Source organism: Pseudomonas sp. Root71 (assembly GCF_001429045.1).
GTDB lineage: Bacteria > Pseudomonadota > Gammaproteobacteria > Pseudomonadales > Pseudomonadaceae > Aquipseudomonas > Aquipseudomonas monachiensis.
In genome coordinates this window covers 305,593-322,870 of record NZ_LMHY01000027.1, presented here as the reverse complement: position 1 = coordinate 322,870, position 17,278 = coordinate 305,593, and the positions used below count along the sequence as shown (strand labels likewise).

Annotated in this window: 11 protein-coding genes; all 11 read left to right on the top strand. The window is 61.1% G+C overall.

The features are described from left to right. Position 1 precedes the first annotated feature (1 nt). The 11 genes from aroK (at position 2) to gspE (ending at position 17,278) form a co-directional block, all read left to right on the top strand. Positions 2–520, top strand: a complete 519-nt coding sequence (gene aroK / locus ASD95_RS21905; protein WP_056725695.1) for a shikimate kinase AroK — start codon at positions 2–4, stop codon at positions 518–520. 150 nt (positions 521–670) lie between these two features. After that, positions 671–1,771, top strand: coding sequence for a 3-dehydroquinate synthase (gene aroB / locus ASD95_RS21900; protein WP_056725692.1), 1,101 nt, complete (start codon positions 671–673; stop codon positions 1,769–1,771). Positions 1,772–1,781: 10 nt separating this feature from the next. Next, a complete protein-coding gene (locus ASD95_RS21895) occupies positions 1,782–3,377 on the top strand; it encodes an AAA family ATPase (protein WP_056725691.1) in 1,596 nt (531 codons plus the stop codon). Positions 3,378–3,726: 349 nt separating this feature from the next. Then, complete coding sequence (gltB, locus tag ASD95_RS21885) at positions 3,727–8,172, top strand: glutamate synthase large subunit (protein ID WP_056725690.1); 4,446 nt, start codon at positions 3,727–3,729, stop codon at positions 8,170–8,172. A 32-nt stretch (positions 8,173–8,204) separates the two neighbouring features. Continuing rightward, complete coding sequence (locus ASD95_RS21880) at positions 8,205–9,623, top strand: FAD-dependent oxidoreductase (protein ID WP_007975602.1); 1,419 nt, start codon at positions 8,205–8,207, stop codon at positions 9,621–9,623. Positions 9,624–9,875: 252 nt separating this feature from the next. Further along, a complete protein-coding gene (hemE, locus tag ASD95_RS21875) occupies positions 9,876–10,943 on the top strand; it encodes a uroporphyrinogen decarboxylase (protein WP_056725688.1) in 1,068 nt (355 codons plus the stop codon). 290 nt (positions 10,944–11,233) lie between these two features. Next, positions 11,234–12,700 carry an N-acetylglucosamine-binding protein GbpA gene (gene gbpA / locus ASD95_RS21870; protein WP_056725686.1) on the top strand — a complete coding sequence of 489 codons (1,467 nt, stop codon included), beginning with the start codon at positions 11,234–11,236 and terminating at the stop codon, positions 12,698–12,700. A 59-nt stretch (positions 12,701–12,759) separates the two neighbouring features. Next, on the top strand, positions 12,760–13,326 hold the full coding sequence (locus ASD95_RS21865; RefSeq protein WP_236709757.1) for a cytochrome b: 567 nt from the start codon (positions 12,760–12,762) through the stop codon (positions 13,324–13,326). Positions 13,327–13,330: 4 nt separating this feature from the next. Then, a complete protein-coding gene (locus tag ASD95_RS21860; protein WP_056725683.1) occupies positions 13,331–13,873 on the top strand; it encodes a hypothetical protein in 543 nt (180 codons plus the stop codon). 8 nt (positions 13,874–13,881) lie between these two features. Continuing rightward, positions 13,882–15,801, top strand: a complete 1,920-nt coding sequence (gene gspD, locus ASD95_RS21855; RefSeq protein WP_056725681.1) for a type II secretion system secretin GspD — start codon at positions 13,882–13,884, stop codon at positions 15,799–15,801. A gap of 4 nt (positions 15,802–15,805) precedes the next feature. Further along, positions 15,806–17,278 (top strand): type II secretion system ATPase GspE, encoded by a 1,473-nt coding sequence (gspE, locus tag ASD95_RS21850; protein ID WP_056725679.1) that lies wholly within the window; start codon positions 15,806–15,808, stop codon positions 17,276–17,278.

The following is a 17,278-nucleotide window of genomic DNA, read 5'->3' as shown; positions in this document are numbered from 1 at the left end:
TGTGCGAAATTTGATTCTTGTTGGACCGATGGGTGCTGGAAAAAGCACCATCGGCCGGTTGCTGGCCAAAGAGCTGCGCCTGCCATTCAAAGATTCCGATAAGGAAATTGAATTGCGCACGGGCGCCAATATCCCTTGGATCTTCGATAAGGAAGGCGAACCGGGCTTTCGTGATCGCGAGCAGGCAATGATTGCCGAGCTGTGCGATTACGACGGTGTGGTGCTGGCGACAGGCGGGGGCGCGGTCATGCGCGAAGCCAATCGTCGGGCACTGCATGCCGGTGGGCGTGTGGTTTATCTGCATGCGTCGGTCGAGCAACAGGTCGGCCGTACGTCTCGCGACCGCAATCGGCCATTGTTGCGTACCGCTGATCCGGCCAAGACCCTTCGGGATCTGTTGGCGATCCGCGATCCGCTTTATCGGGAAATTGCCGACCTGGTGGTCGAAACCGATGAGCGGCCGCCACGAATGGTCGTACTCGACATTCTGGAGCGCCTGCAGCAGTTGCCACCCCGTTAAAGCGCCGCGGGAAATGCGCTATCCTCGGCGTCCGCCAGGACCACTCCAGGTTGTGGCGGATGGCTACCGGACGGCGTCACACCAGATGAGGCCGTGGATATTCGTTAACTCAGGGCAGAACGCCTGATTCCATCTTCACTGTGGGGACACATGCAGACACTCAAGGTCGATCTGGGCGAGCGCAGCTACCCGATTCATATTGGCGAAGGTTTGTTGGATCAGCCTGAGCTGCTGGCCCCGCACATTCGCGGACGGCAAGTAGCAATCATCTCCAACGAGACGGTTGCGCCGCTCTATCTCGAGCGTCTGACCCGCAGCCTGGCGCAGTTCTCGGTGATTTCCGTGGTGCTGCCCGACGGCGAAGCCTTCAAGACCTGGGAAACCCTGCAACTGATTTTCGACGGCCTGCTGACCGCCCGGCATGATCGGCGCACCACGGTGATCGCCCTCGGTGGCGGTGTGATCGGTGATATGGCCGGCTTTGCCGCCGCCTGCTACCAGCGCGGCGTCGATTTCATCCAGGTTCCGACCACGCTGCTGTCGCAGGTCGACTCCTCGGTGGGCGGCAAGACCGGGATCAACCATCCGCTGGGCAAGAACATGGTCGGCGCCTTTTATCAGCCGAACGTGGTGCTGATCGATACCGCCAGCCTCAACACCTTGCCGGCGCGCGAGCTGTCCGCCGGGCTGGCCGAAGTCATCAAGTACGGGCTGATCTGTGATGAGCCGTTCCTGACCTGGCTCGAAGACAACGTCGACCGCCTGCGCAGTCTGGACCAGCAAGCCCTGACCTATGCCATCGAGCGCTCCTGCGCGGCCAAGGCGGCGGTGGTCGGTGCCGATGAGAAAGAGACGGGCGTTCGTGCCACTTTGAACCTGGGCCATACGTTTGGCCACGCCATCGAAACCCACATGGGCTATGGTGTATGGCTTCATGGTGAGGCAGTGGCTGCTGGCACCGTAATGGCGCTGGAAATGTCCGCGCGACTCGGCTGGATCAGCGAGCAGGAGCGTGATCGCGGTATTCGTCTGTTCCAGCGTGCGGGGCTGCCGGTCATTCCGCCGCAAGAGATGACAGAAGCCGATTTCCTCGAACACATGTCCATTGATAAAAAAGTGATCGACGGTCGTTTGCGCCTGGTGCTGCTGCGCCACATGGGCGAAGCGGTGGTGACCGACGATTATCCGAAAGAGGTTCTACAGGCCACGCTGGGGGCAGACTACCGCGCCCTGGCTCAGCTTAAAGGTTAATAAGAACACGATGACTAGTTTGCATGCCGACGAGGCTTTCCTCGGCCATTACCAGTTGAGTCATGACCCTTTTGCTCCGCGGGTACCTGGCTTCAAATTTTTCCCGGCCCAGCGCAAACCCGTGCTGGGACAACTGCATCACCTGGCTCGCTACAGCCAGTTGCTGCTGGTAGTCACTGGCCCCGAAGGCAGTGGCAAGACCCTGTTGCGTCAGGCCCTGGTCGCCAGCACCAACAAGCAATCGGTACAAAGTGTGGTGGTTTCTGCCCGCGGCGCCGGCGATGCGGCCGGTGTGCTGCGTCAGGTGGCCCAGGCGCTGAACGTCGGCCAGGCTGATGCCGACGCGATTCTGGCCCAAGTGGTGCAACTCGCACTGACCGGGCAAGAAGTCTATCTGCTGGTCGATGACGCCGAACAACTCGACGAATCCGCCCTTGAGACTCTGATGGTCCTGGCTGCCGGCGCGCCTGAGGGTCGCCCGCATGTGTTCCTGTTCGGTGAGACCTCGCTGATCGGTCAACTTGAGGCTCTGCATCTCGAGGAAGAGCGCTTCCACGTCATCGAGTTGCAGCCCTACACCGAAGAAGAAACCCGCGAATATCTGGAGCAGCGGCTCGAAGGCGCGGGTCGCGGTATCGAACTTTTCACCGCGGATCAGATCTCTGATATTCACGAAAGCTCCGAAGGCTGGCCTGGCAGCATCAATCAGGTCGCCCGCGATGCAATGATCGAAGCCATGATCGCCAGCCGCTCAGCGGTCAAGCGTCCAAAAATGGGGTTCAATATGCCGAAGAAACACGTATTGGCGATTTCCGCCGTGGTCGTGGTCGCGGTAGCTGCCGCCTGGTTGATTCCGGGTCGCAACAAGGCGCCGACCACCGGTGCACCGACCAATGAACAGGCGCAACTGCCGCTTGGCCAGGGTCAGCCAGCCGCGAATGGCGGTGCTCCGGCCGTCGAATTCGCCGGCAGCACGCAGCCGATGCCATTGCCGTTGGTCGGTAACTCGCAACCGGTCATGCGCGCCCCACTGGCTGAAGCCGCGGGCGGCATCACCGAAGGCGATGATGGCGTTCCGGTAGAAGGCTCCAGCGCTACGCCGCCGACCGTTACGACTACTGCACCACCAGCGGGTGTACCTGCCGGCCCTGCGCCGACACCAGCGGCCAAGCCTGCGCCTGCGCCGACTCAGGTCGCCACTGCCAAGCCTGCGCCTGCTCCAGTGGCCAAGCCAGCTCCAGCTCCAGCTCCAGCCAAGCCAGCCGTTGCCGCGGCGACCAAGCCTGCCGAGAAAGCCGCTCCGGCGGCCAAAGCTGCTGGCGGCACCTGGTACGCCGGTCAGGCACCGGGTAACTACGTGGTGCAAATCCTCGGCACCAGCTCCGAGACCGCCGCACAAAGCTTCGTCAAGGAGCAGGGTGGCGAGTACCGTTATTTCAAGAAAGTCCTCAATGGCAAGCCGCTCTACGTGATCACCTACGGCAGCTTCGCCAATCGTGATGCAGCCGTTTCCGCCATCAAGGCCTTGCCAGCGAAGGTTCAGGCTGGTAAACCTTGGCCTCGCACTGTCGCCAGCGTCCAACAGGAACTGGCAACAACTCGCTGAAGATTCGGCGGCCTTACCCAGGCCGCCTCTCCAAGCACCTCAAAATTTCTACAAGTGCGCGCAACCTTCCGGGCTGCGTGCCTTGTGGTGTCTGCGTCACAGTAGTCTTTGAGTCGTTGCGGTCAGAATTAAAAAAAGTTTTGACTAGCACAGCAGATCGCTTTAAACCTTTCACAAATGCGACATAGATTTGCGACATTTCGTCGTCAAATTTGTGAGCCTCCGTGTCGGTGTGTACAATGACCTCCCTTTTGCCCCCGCAAAGCTGGCGTACGTTCGGCGCGGTTGGTAAGTGGTTGAATTGAAAAGAAATTTGCTTCGCGAGAAGCAGCCTGGTGAGAAAGTGTCTATGAAAGCAGGTCTGTACCAACCAGATGAATTCAAGGATAACTGCGGTTTCGGCCTGATTGCTCATATGCAGGGCGAGCCCAGTCATACCCTTTTGCAAACGGCCATCGAGGCCCTGACCTGCATGACCCACCGCGGTGGGATTAATGCCGACGGCAAGACCGGTGACGGTTGCGGTCTGCTGATTCAAAAGCCGGACGTGTTCCTGCGAGCCATCGCCCAGGAAACCTTCGGCGTCGAAATGCCCAAGCAATACGCTGTGGGCATGGTTTTCTTCAACCAGGACCCGGTCAAGGCCGAAGCCGCTCGCGAGAACATGAACCGCGAGATCCTGGCCGCCGGTCTGCAACTGGTCGGCTGGCGCAAAGTGCCGATCGACACCAGCGTCCTCGGCCGCCTGGCCCTTGAGCGCCTGCCGCAGATCGAGCAGGTGTACATCGGCGGTGAAGGCCTGAGCGATCAGGACATGGCCGTCAAGCTGTTCACCTCCCGTCGTCGCTCGTCCGTGGCCAACGCTGCCGACACTGACCACTACGTGTGCAGCTTTTCCCACAAGACCATCATTTATAAAGGCCTGATGATGCCGGCGGACTTGACCGCCTTCTATCCGGACCTGAGCGATGAGCGCCTGCAAACCTCGATTTGCGTGTTCCACCAGCGCTTCTCCACCAACACCCTGCCGAAATGGCCGCTGGCTCAACCGTTCCGCTTCCTGGCGCACAACGGCGAGATCAACACCATCACCGGCAACCGCAACTGGGCCGTGGCCCGTCGCACCAAGTTCACCAACGACCTGATGGACCTGGAAGAACTCGGCCCGCTGGTCAACCGTGTGGGTTCCGACTCCTCGAGCATGGACAACATGCTGGAGCTGATGGTCACCGGCGGCATCGACCTGTTCCGTGGCGTGCGGATGATCATTCCGCCTGCGTGGCAGAACGTCGAAACCATGGACCCGGATCTGCGTGCGTTCTACGAATACAACTCGATGCACATGGAACCGTGGGACGGCCCGGCCGGCGTGGTAATGACCGACGGTCGTTACGCGGTGTGCCTGCTCGACCGTAACGGTCTGCGTCCGGCGCGTTGGGTCACCACCAAGAACGGCTTTATCACCCTGGCCTCGGAAATCGGTGTCTGGAACTACCAGCCTGAAGACGTGATCGCCAAAGGCCGCGTTGGCCCGGGCCAGATCTTTGCCGTGGACACCGAAACCGGCCAGATCCTCGACACCGACGCGATCGACAACCGTCTGAAGTCCCGTCATCCGTACAAGCAATGGCTGCGCAAGAATGCCCTGCGCATCCAGGCGACCATGGAAGACAACGACCACGGTTCGGCGTTCTACGATGTCGATCAGCTCAAGCAATACATGAAGATGTATCAGGTCACGTTCGAAGAGCGCGACCAGGTGCTGCGTCCGCTGGGCGAACAGGGCTACGAAGCTGTGGGCTCGATGGGCGACGATACGCCGATGGCCGTGCTGTCCCAGCGCGTGCGCACGCCGTACGACTATTTCCGCCAGCAGTTCGCGCAGGTCACCAACCCGCCGATCGATCCGCTGCGTGAAGCCATCGTCATGTCGCTGGAGATCTGCCTCGGTGCCGAGCGCAACATCTTCCAGGAGTCGCCGGAACACGCCTCGCGCGTGATCCTCAGCTCGCCGGTCATTTCCCCGGCCAAGTGGCGCTCGCTGATGAACCTCGATCGTCCGGGTTTCGAACGCGCGATCATCGATCTGAACTACGACGAAAGCGTCGGCCTCGAAGCGGCGATCCGCAACGTCGCCGATCAGGCTGAAGAAGCCGTGCGCGCCGGTCGTACCCAGGTTGTGCTGAGTGACCGTCACATTGCCCCTGGCAAGTTGCCGATCCACGCGTCCCTGGCCACAGGTGCTGTGCACCACCGCCTGACCGAAAAAGGCCTGCGTTGCGACTCCAACATCCTGGTGGAAACTGCGACTGCGCGTGACCCGCATCACTTCGCCGTGTTGATCGGTTTCGGCGCCTCTGCCGTCTATCCATTCCTGGCTTATGAAGTGCTGGGCGACCTGATCCGTACCGGTGAAGTACTGGGCGACCTCTACGAAGTATTCAAGAACTACCGTAAAGGCATTACCAAGGGCTTGCTCAAGATCCTGTCGAAGATGGGCATCTCGACCATCACCTCGTACCGTGGTGCGCAGTTGTTCGAAGCCATCGGTCTGTCCGAGGAAGTCTGCAACCTGAGCTTCCGTGGCGTGCCAAGCCGCATCAAGGGTGCGCGTTTCGTCGACATCGAAGCCGAGCAGAAAGCCCTGGCCACCGAAGCCTGGAGCCCGCGCAAGCCGATCCAGCAAGGTGGCCTGCTGAAGTTCGTCCACGGTGGCGAGTACCACGCCTACAACCCGGACGTGGTCAGCACCCTGCAAGCCGCTGTGCAGCAGGGCGACTACAGCAAGTTCAAGGAATACACGTCGCTGGTGGACAACCGCCCGGTGTCGATGATCCGCGATCTGCTGAAAGTCAAAACCCTGGACACGCCGCTGGACATCAGCGAGATCGAACCACTGGAATCGGTGCTCAAGCGCTTCGACTCCGCCGGTATCTCCCTGGGAGCCCTGTCGCCGGAAGCTCACGAAGCCCTGGCCGAAGCCATGAACCGCCTCGGTGCGCGCTCCAACTCCGGTGAAGGCGGCGAAGACCCGGCGCGCTACGGCACCATCAAGAGCTCGAAAATCAAGCAGGTTGCCACCGGCCGTTTCGGTGTGACCCCGGAATACCTGGTCAATGCTGAAGTGCTGCAGATCAAGGTCGCCCAGGGCGCCAAGCCCGGCGAGGGTGGTCAACTGCCAGGCGGCAAGGTCAACGGTCTGATCGCCAAGCTGCGTTACGCAGTGCCGGGCGTGACCCTGATTTCGCCACCGCCGCACCACGACATCTATTCGATCGAAGACTTGTCGCAGCTGATTTTCGACCTGAAACAAGTCAACCCGAAGGCGCTGGTCTCGGTGAAGCTGGTAGCAGAAGCGGGCGTCGGTACCATCGCCGCCGGTGTGGCCAAGGCCTATGCGGACCTGATCACTATCTCCGGCTACGACGGCGGCACCGGCGCATCGCCGCTGACCTCGATCAAATACGCGGGCGCTCCGTGGGAACTCGGCCTGGCCGAAACCCACCAGACCCTGCGCGGCAATGACCTGCGCGGCAAAGTCCGGGTACAGACCGACGGCGGCCTGAAAACCGGCCTCGACGTGATCAAGGCTGCGATCCTCGGCGCTGAAAGCTTCGGCTTCGGTACCGCGCCAATGATCGCCCTGGGCTGCAAATACCTGCGTATCTGCCACCTGAACAACTGCGCCACCGGCGTCGCGACCCAGAACGAGAAGCTGCGCAAGGATCACTACATCGGTACCGTCGACATGGTGGTGAATTTCTTCACCTACGTCGCCGAAGAAACCCGTGAGTGGCTGGCCAAGCTGGGCGTGCGCTCCCTCGAAGAACTGATCGGCCGTACCGATCTGCTGGAAGTCCTCGAAGGCCAGACCGCCAAGCAGCATCACCTGGACCTCACTCCGTTGCTGGGCAGCGACCACGTACCGGCGGACAAGCCGCAGTTCTGTGGCGTTGAACGCAACCCGCCGTTCGACAAGGGCCTGCTGGCCGAGAAAATGGTCGACATGGCCTCCTCGGCAATCAACGACTTGAGCGGCGCCGAGTTCGACCTGGATATCTGCAACTGCGACCGTTCCATCGGCGCACGGATCTCCGGCGAAATCGCGCGTAAACACGGTAACCAGGGCATGGCCAACGCGCCGGTCACGTTCCGCTTCAAGGGCACGGCAGGGCAGAGCTTCGGCGTATGGAACGCCGGTGGCCTGCACATGTACCTGGAAGGCGACGCCAACGACTACGTCGGCAAGGGCATGACCGGCGGCAAGCTGGTCATCGTTCCGCCGAAGGGCAGCGTCTACCGCACCCAGGACAGTGCCATCATCGGCAACACCTGCCTGTACGGCGCCACTGGCGGCAAGCTGTTCGCCGCCGGCACCGCGGGCGAGCGTTTCGCCGTGCGTAACTCCGGTGCCCACACCGTTGTGGAAGGCACTGGCGATCACTGCTGCGAGTACATGACCGGTGGTTTCGTCTGCGTATTGGGCAAGACCGGGTACAACTTCGGCTCTGGCATGACCGGCGGTTTCGCCTACGTGCTCGACCAGGACAACAGCTTCGTTGACCGGGTCAACCACGAACTGGTGGAAATCCAGCGGATCAGCGGCGAGGCGATGGAAGCCTATCGCAGCCACCTGCAACGCGTGCTGAACGAGTACGTCGAGGAGACCGACAGCGAGTGGGGTCGTGAACTCGCCGAGAACCTCGATGATTACGTGCGTCGTTTCTGGCTGGTCAAGCCCAAGGCTGCCAACCTGAAATCGTTGCTTTCCAGCACCCGTGCCAACCCGCAGTGATATGCGCCTGAAGAGTTTGATGAGGTTTTAAAATGGCTGAACGTCTGAATAATGACTTCCAGTTCATCGAGGTCGGGCGCAAGGATCCGAAGAAGAAACTGTTGCGTCAACGCAAGAAAGAGTTCGTGGAAATCTACGAACCCTTCAAACCCCAGCAGTCGGCCGACCAGGCCCACCGCTGCCTGGGTTGCGGTAACCCGTATTGCGAATGGAAGTGCCCGGTGCACAACTTCATTCCCAACTGGCTGAAGCTGGTGGCCGAGGGCAACATCCTCCAGGCCGCCGAACTGTCGCACCAGACCAACACCCTGCCGGAAGTCTGCGGCCGGGTGTGCCCGCAGGATCGTCTGTGCGAGGGTGCCTGCACCCTCAACGACGGCTTCGGCGCGGTGACCATCGGTTCGGTGGAGAAGTACATCACCGACACCGCGTTCGCCATGGGCTGGCGCCCGGACATGTCCAAGGTCAAGCCGACCGGCAAGCGTGTCGCGATCATCGGTGCCGGGCCTGCGGGCCTGGGCTGTGCCGACGTGCTGGTGCGCGGCGGCGTGACCCCGGTGGTGTTCGACAAGAACCCGGAAATCGGCGGTCTGCTGACCTTCGGCATCCCCGAGTTCAAGCTGGAAAAGACCGTGCTGAGCAATCGTCGCGAAGTCTTCACTGGCATGGGCATCGAGTTCCGCCTCAACACCGAGGTGGGCAAGGACGTGACCATGGAGCAACTGCTCGAAGAATACGATGCGGTATTCATGGGCATGGGCACCTACACCTACATGAAGGGCGGCTTTGCCGGGGAAGACCTGCCGGGCGTGTACGACGCGCTGGATTTCCTGATCGCCAACGTCAACCGCAACCTGGGCTTTGAAAAGTCGCCGGAAGATTTCGTCGACATGAAAGGCAAGAAGGTCGTGGTACTCGGCGGCGGCGACACGGCGATGGACTGCAACCGTACGTCGATCCGCCAGGGCGCCAAGTCGGTGACCTGCGCCTATCGTCGTGACGAAGCGAACATGCCGGGCTCGCGCAAAGAGGTGAAGAACGCCAAGGAAGAAGGCGTGAAATTCCTCTACAACCGCCAGCCGATCGCCATTGTCGGTGAAGACAAGGTCGAAGGCGTGAAGGTGGTCGAGACCCGTCTCGGCGAGCCGGACGCCCGTGGCCGCCGTAGCCCCGAGCCGATCCCGGGCTCCGAAGAGATCATCCCGGCCGACGCCGTGGTCATCGCTTTCGGTTTCCGTCCAAGCCCGGCGCCGTGGTTCGAGCAGTTCGAAATCCAGACCGACAGCCAGGGCCGCGTGGTGGCGCCGGAACAAGGTCAGTACAAGCACCAGACCAGCAACCCGAAGATCTTCGCCGGTGGCGACATGGTGCGCGGTTCCGACCTGGTGGTGACGGCGATCTTCGAAGGCCGTAATGCCGCCGAAGGGATCCTGGATTACCTGGGCGTGTAACCCCGCCCCGGAACTAAATGTAATACCCCCTGTGGGAGCGAGCTTGCTCGCGATAGCGGTGGATCAGTCAGCAGAGATGTTGAATGTGAAGCCCTCATCGCGAGCAAGCTCGCTCCCACAGTCGTTTTGTGGTGAGTCAAATACTGCATTCCACCGCGACAAATTGACCCGATAGACAAAAGGCTGACCTGCAACCGTGCCTTTTGCTCCCGGCTCTGAGAAAATGCCCTCACTTTTTTTCCGGATGCCGACATGACTGCCCTGAAGAACGACCGTTTCCTGCGCGCCCTGCTCAAGCAACCCGTAGACGTCACCCCCGTGTGGATGATGCGTCAGGCCGGTCGCTACCTGCCTGAATACCGCGCCAGCCGTGCCAAGGCCGGCGATTTCATGAGCCTGTGCATGAACCCGGCGTTCGCTTGCGAAGTCACGATGCAGCCGCTCGACCGCTATCCACAACTGGATGCTGCGATCCTCTTCTCCGACATCCTGACCATCCCCGATGCCATGGGTCAGGGCCTGTATTTCGAAACCGGTGAAGGTCCGCGCTTCAAGAAAGTCGTCAGCACCCTGGCCGACATCGAAGCCCTGCCGATTCCTGATCCGCACAAAGACCTGGGTTACGTGATGGACGCGGTCAGCACCATCCGCCGCGAACTGAACGGCCGCGTACCGCTGATCGGTTTCTCCGGCAGCCCGTGGACCCTGGCGACCTACATGGTCGAAGGCGGCTCGTCGAAAGACTACCGCAAGACCAAAACCATGCTCTACGACAACCCGCAAGCCTTGCACCTGCTGCTGGACAAGCTCGCGCAGACAGTCACCAGCTACCTTAACGGCCAGATCATGGCCGGTGCGCAAGCGGTACAGATCTTCGACAGCTGGGGCGGCAGCCTGTCGGCGGCGGCTTACCAGGAATTCTCCCTGGCCTACATGAAGAAAATTGTCAGCGGCCTGATTCGCGAACACGAAGGTCGCAAGGTGCCGGTCATCCTGTTCACCAAGAACGGTGGCCTGTGGCTGGAAAGCATCGCTGATGCCGGCGCCGACGCACTGGGCCTGGACTGGACCTGCGACATCGGCAGCGCCCGTGCCCGTGTTGGCGACAAGGTCGCGCTGCAAGGCAACATGGACCCGACCGTGCTCTACGCGAAACCCGAAGCCATCCGTACCGAAGTCGGGCGCATCCTGGCCAGCTACGGCAAAGGCAGCGGCCACGTATTCAACCTCGGCCATGGCATCACGCCGGAAGTCGATCCGGAACATGCTGGTGCATTCCTGCGCGCGGTACATGAGCTGTCGGCGCAGTATCACGAGTAGCGATTGCCCGTTTTCACAAAGCCTGTCCCGCCTCGCGCCGGACAGGTTTTTTTGTGCCGTTTAAAAGCTCAAAAAATAAAGCATCACCAACTGTAAGAATGTTTTCTTTCTTTGTCGGATTGAGACATGGAGAGACTGTTCCTGCCTCGCGTGGTGATTACTCCTACATAGAATTTTCCTCCATCCCCGTAAGGTTCCAGGCCCTTGTCCGGCGTATTGCCGAACAATCACGAAGCGAACAGGGGCGCCCACTAGGCGCCCTGTTTTCGATAAGCAGTCTGGAATACATCATGAAAATTACATTTGATAAAAGAAGTGCTTTAACGGCCTGCACTTCATCGATGATCCTGTTATCGGCAATGCTGGCCTCTCAAACCGTTTCCGCCCATGGCTATCTGGAAGTGCCGCCGTCGCGCGCGCTGGCTTGCCAGAAAGGCTTGAACACCAACTGCGGTGGCGCCCAGTACGAACCGCAGAGTGTCGGTGAAACCTTCAAAGGCTTTCCGGCGGGCGTCGGCGGTGCTCCCTTGCAGGGGCCGGTCGATGGCAAGATCGCCAGCGGTGGTCACTCGCTGTTTTCTGCCATGGATGCACAGTCCGCCACCCGTTGGCACCTGACTGAAATCAAGGACCGCAACATCGATTTCAAGTGGCATTACACAGCGGTTCACCCGGCTACCAAACACGAGTATTTCATCACCCGCAACGGCTGGAATCCGAACGAATCGCTCAAACGCGCCACTTTCGAAAGCACGCCGTTCTGCACCATCGACGGCGGTAACAAGCGTCCGGAGTCCAGCGACAAGCACAACTGCAACATTCCGGCAGACAAGTCTGGTCATCACGTCGTCCTGGCCATCTGGACCGTGGGCGATACCGATGCCGCGTTCTACAACGCTACGGATCTGAACATCCTGGCGGAGCCTGAACTGCCTGGCGGCTGGTCCTCCGTAGGCAGCATTGCGCCTTCGACGGCGCTGTTGGTGGGCGACAAGGTCAAGGCCCGCGCATTCACCGGCAATGGCGAGAGCCCGGACTACAGTGTCGAAATCAGCATCGATAACGCTGTAGAAGGCACGCCGCAAAACTGGTCGTTCAAGCTGGCAGAGAAAATCAACCAGACCCACACCCTTGTTCGCGCCGGTATCCGCGACGAGAGCGGCAATGTCGAGCCGGTCAAAGGCACCAACAGCCTCTACGCACAAAAAGAAAGCGGGGTAGTGCGCTACGAAGTGCAACTGGACATGAAGGAGGACACCGCTGCGCGCATGTCGGTGGCCTCGCAGCAAGCCGAATACGTTCTGGATAAGGGCCGGGCGAAGGTCGAGTTCAGCATGATCGCGAACCGTGCGATGAACGTCGAAGCCACTTTGCTCGACCAGAACAACAAACCGGTAGGCACCACCTCGGCACAAGTGGCCAGTGGCTCCACCTCGCTGTCCATGGATGTGCGCAGCAACCCGGGCGCGCACACCTTGACCCTGGTCGGCACCACCCTGGATGGCCGCACGACCCGTCAGGACACCCAGACCACCCAACTGACCGGTGAGGGCGCCGGCATCGAATACGATTTCGTGTTCCCTGAAGGCCTCAGCGACTACACCGCCGGTACCAAGGTGCTGCATCCGAAGACCAACGAAGTCTTTGAGTGCAAACCGTTCCCCGAGTCGGGTTACTGCAAGCAGTACAGCCCCTCCGCCAACGGCTTCGAACCGAGTGTCGGTGCTCACTGGCACATGGCGTGGAACAAGTTGTAAGTCCCCCTCGTAGCACTTCAGGCGATCGGTAGCCGATCGCCTGAAGCTTTATTCCCTTGATGTTGATCGAGTTGAAAATGACGGTTTCGGGTTATTCCAGACTGCGCGTGCTGCTGCATTGGTTGTCTGCGGCGGTGATCCTGTGGACCTTGCTGTCTGGTTTTCTTGTGGCCGGTTTCGAGGTGTCTGCGCACATCAAGGAATCGGTTGCGTTCTTCAATGTTTCACTGACAACAGTGTTCATACCGTTTTACCTGTGGCGCCTGTTTCTGTTTTTCACTCATACCCGTTTTTCGGGCCTGAGGTCGTTGTCGCTTGTCGAAGTGCTCGCACTGTTCGTGCACTCATCGATTTACCTCATCGTCGGGGCCGTCCTGGTGACCGGCGTGTTGATGATGGATCGCCCGATCAATGTATTCGGGGTTATCGGGATCGCTCAACCGTTAAGCGATCCATGCCTGATCGCCCTGTTTGTTACGGTCCACACGTGGGCGTGTGTGGTGTTGTCGCTGCTGCTGGCCGTCCACATCGGTGCCGTCATCGTGCATGAGGCCTGCAACCGCCGGGTGCTGCAACGGATGTCTTTGCGTCTGTGTGGCAAGCCTGGGGCCGGGCGACTTGAGTGAGGCCATGGTGATGCTTTCGCGCGAACGCTTGGCCGGACTGGTCTTGCTCCTGGGCAAGGCGAGCCTGCTGGTCGTGCCGCTGGCCTATGGGGCGTTCCTGGGCTGGCAGGAGTGGCGCTATCGCGAACAGTTGATGCTGCCAGCGCCGGTCGAAACCTCGCGAACCGCACCCGCACCCCGGCAAACGCTCGACGCAACGGCGGTTGCAACGGTGCTCGGTCTGACGACGGGCGCCGAGTTGCTGCCGAGCGCGGAACCGCTGACCTTGAAGGCAAGCTTCGTCGTCACTCATGGCTTGTCCCGGGTGTTGCTGGCGGACTCACAAGGCGCGCGCATCTACCAGGTCGGCGAGCGCTTGCCCGGTGGCAGCGTCTTGCGTCGCGTCGAGCCCGACCACGCGGTGTTGTGGAGCAAGGGCCGAGAGGAACTATTGGCGCTCCAGCCTCCCGCAGCGGGTTTTCTGCAACGGCTCGACCCCCACGGCAAGCCCCAAGTGCCCAGCGTTTCTCCGCGTTTTTTTAGCCCGCTTGCCGGGTCGACAGAGTGATCAAGTTCATGAATAGCTTTCTCGGTGTGCAAGTACTGCGACCGGTGATTTTTTTCGTCGCCATGGTGGTAACGCTTTCCCACGGCGCGCTTCTGGCCGAGGAAGAAAAATGGCAGCTGGCGATGAACAACGCAGAGCTGCGCGACATCGTCGAAGAGATCTCCAACATTCTGGGGACCACCGTGGTGCTGGACCCCAAAGTCTCCGGTCGCGTCACGGTCATGTCCCGACAGGCCCTCGATCGTGAAGGCGTGCGTCGGTTGTTCTATTCGGTGCTCGACGCCCACCACTTCACGGTGATCGATGAGGGCGACCGGATCCTCATCACCCCGGTTGCCGAGGCCAAGACCCGGGCCGGCCAGGGCACGGTGAAAACCACTACGGCGTCGCAGTTCGTGACCGAAGTCATCGGCTTGAACACCAGCAGTGCCTCCGATATCGCCGGGCTGGTGCGACCGTTGGTGTCTGCCAATGGTTATGTCGGCCCTTCGGTGTCGGCCAATGCGTTGGTGCTGACCGACACGGCTGCCAATGTGAAGCGCATCGCGCGGGAGATCCGCGAACTGGACTCCGGTCAGAACAACCTGCACGCGGTGGTCCCGCTCAAGCATGCCCTGGCGGGCGATGTCGCGCCGGTTATCGAGGCCTCCATGGGCAAGCGCAATGCCGATTCAGCGATACAGGTACTGGCGGACACCAGGACCAATCGCCTGGTTTTCATTGGCCCGCCGGTCGTTCGCCAGCGCTTGATCGAACTGGCCCGAGGTCTCGATACGCCGGCTACCACGACCCTCGACAATGCCCGGGTGATTCGCCTGCGTCACAGCGATGCCAAGCAGTTGGCCGAGATTCTGGAGTCGATGGGGCAGGGCAGAAAGCAGACATCCGCCATCGGCAATGCCAAGGACACGTCTGGCGGTGCAAGCTTCATGATCAAGGCCGACGAAAGCCAGAACGCGCTGGTGCTGATCGCCGAGCCGGCGCAGGTGCGGACCATCGAAAACATCGTGCGCCAGCTGGACCAGCCACGGGCCCAGGTGTTGATCCATGCCGCCATCGTCGAAATCTCCGGCGACATCGCTGAGGCCGTCGGTGTGCAGTGGAACCTCAGCACAGGTGACGCCAAGGGCTTCATCAACTTTCCCGGCACCGACATTCCGATCGTCGGCGGGTTGAAGTTCGACGAGAAAAGATCGGCGCCGGAGGGGGCGATCCTGCAACTGGGCGGCGACCGCTTCGGTGCGCTGATTTCGGCCCTGGCCAGCAACACCCACAGCAACCTGCTGTCCACGCCGAGCCTGTTGACCCTGGACAATCAGGAAGCCGAAATCATCGTCGGCCAGAACGTGCCGTTCAAGACCGGCTCCTACGCCACCAACAGCAACGGCGCGGAGAATCCGTTCACCACCGTCGAGCGCAAGGACGTCGGCATCAGCCTGAAGATCAAGCCTTACATCAACGAAGGCTCGACGCTGCGCCTGGAGGTCGAGCAGGAAGTGTCGGACATCGCGCCGTCGGTGTCGGGCATCGATTCCTCGGACCTGATCACCAACAAGCGAGCACTCAAGAGCACCATTCTCGCCGACGATGGCGAAATCATCGTGATCGGCGGCCTGATCAGGGACAGCGTGCGCACCCAGAAAAGCGGCGTGCCGCTGCTGCGAGACATTCCCTACCTCGGCGCGTTGTTCCGCTGGAGCCGCGACACCCAGACCAAAAGCAACCTGATGGTGTTCTTACGCCCGACCATCGTGCGCAGCAAGGAAGACCTGTCTCAGGTCAGCCAGCAGCGTTACAACGCGCTGCGTGACTTGAGCAAATCAGGGGCGGGGGAAAACAACTCGCTGTTGCTGCCTTCCGAGGCGCGCGGGTTGTTCGAACCGGCCAGCGACGCGCCAGTGTTCGATTTGCGCGGCAAGGCGCAGTGAATCCATGAGCGAACTCTGCGAGCAATTGCCCTTCGGCTTCGCCCGGCGTTTTGGTGTGTTGCTGGAGCATGACGGCGACGACCTGCGCCTTGCCCTGCGCAGTGATGCGCCGCTCACCGCATTGGCGGAAGCGCGCCGGGTGTGCGGACGGACGTTGCCGTTTCAAATCGTCGGGGCCGATGAGTACGCCTCGCGCCTGGCGGCGGCCTATCGCGAGGGGCACAGTGCGGTGGAGCAGGTTGCCCAAGGGCTGGACGAAGAACTGGACTTGCTCAGCCTGGTCGATCAGGTCCCGCAAACCGCCGACCTGCTGGAGCAACAGGGCGACGCACCGATCATTCGCCTGATCAACGCGCTACTCGGTGAAGCAGTGCGTGAGCATGCCTCGGATGTGCACCTGGAAACCTTCGAGCAGTACCTGTCGGTGCGCATGCGGGTGGATGGCCAACTGCGTGAAATGCTCAGGCCCAAGCGCGAACTGGCGACGCTGTTGGTGTCGCGGATCAAGGTCATGGCGCGCCTGGACATCGCGGAAAAACGCGTGCCCCAGGATGGGCGAATGGCCTTGCGCCTGGCCGGGCATGAAGTCGATGTACGGGTCTCGACGCTGCCTTCGGCCCACGGCGAACGGGTGGTGCTGCGTTTGCTCGACAAGCAGGCCGGGCGCCTGGACCTGCATCGGCTGGGCATGCCGGACGATACCCTCGCGGCCCTGCGCCAGTTGTTGGGCAAGCCCCACGGCATTTTGTTGGTGACCGGGCCGACCGGTTCCGGCAAGACCACCAGCCTGTACGCCGCCCTGAGCAGCCTGAATGACCAGACCCGCAATATTCTCACGGTCGAAGACCCGATCGAATATCACCTGCCGGGTGTCGGCCAGATGCCGGTCAACCCAAAGGTCGACATGACCTTCGCCCGGGGCCTGCGGGCGATTTTGCGCCAGGATCCGGACGTGGTGATGGTTGGCGAAATCCGTGACCGCGAAACTGCCGAGATCGCTGTCCAGGCGTCCTTGACCGGACATCTGGTGCTCTCGACCCTGCACACCAACAGCGCGGCCGGCGCGGTCACGCGGCTGGTAGACATGGGTGTCGATGCCTATCTGTTGGCGTCCTCGCTGGTGGGCATTCTGGCCCAGCGCCTGCTGCGCACCTTGTGCCCCCATTGCAAGGTTTCGTACCTCGCCGACGCGGCAGCCTGCCAGCGCCTGGGGCTCGACACCAGCACGTCGCACACCCTGTTCAAGGCTTCGGGCTGTGAACAGTGCCAGCACGGCTATCGCGGCCGCATCGGCATTTACGAGCTGATCAGCGTGACGCCCGCCGTCTCGGCGCTGATCCATCAGGGCGCCAGTGAGCAATTGCTCGTCGACGAAACACGCAAGGTCTCGCGCAGCCTGTTCCAGGACGGGCGCCAGCGGGTGCTTGAAGGGTTGACCAGCATCGATGAATTGCTGCGTGTGACCCAGGAGAACTGA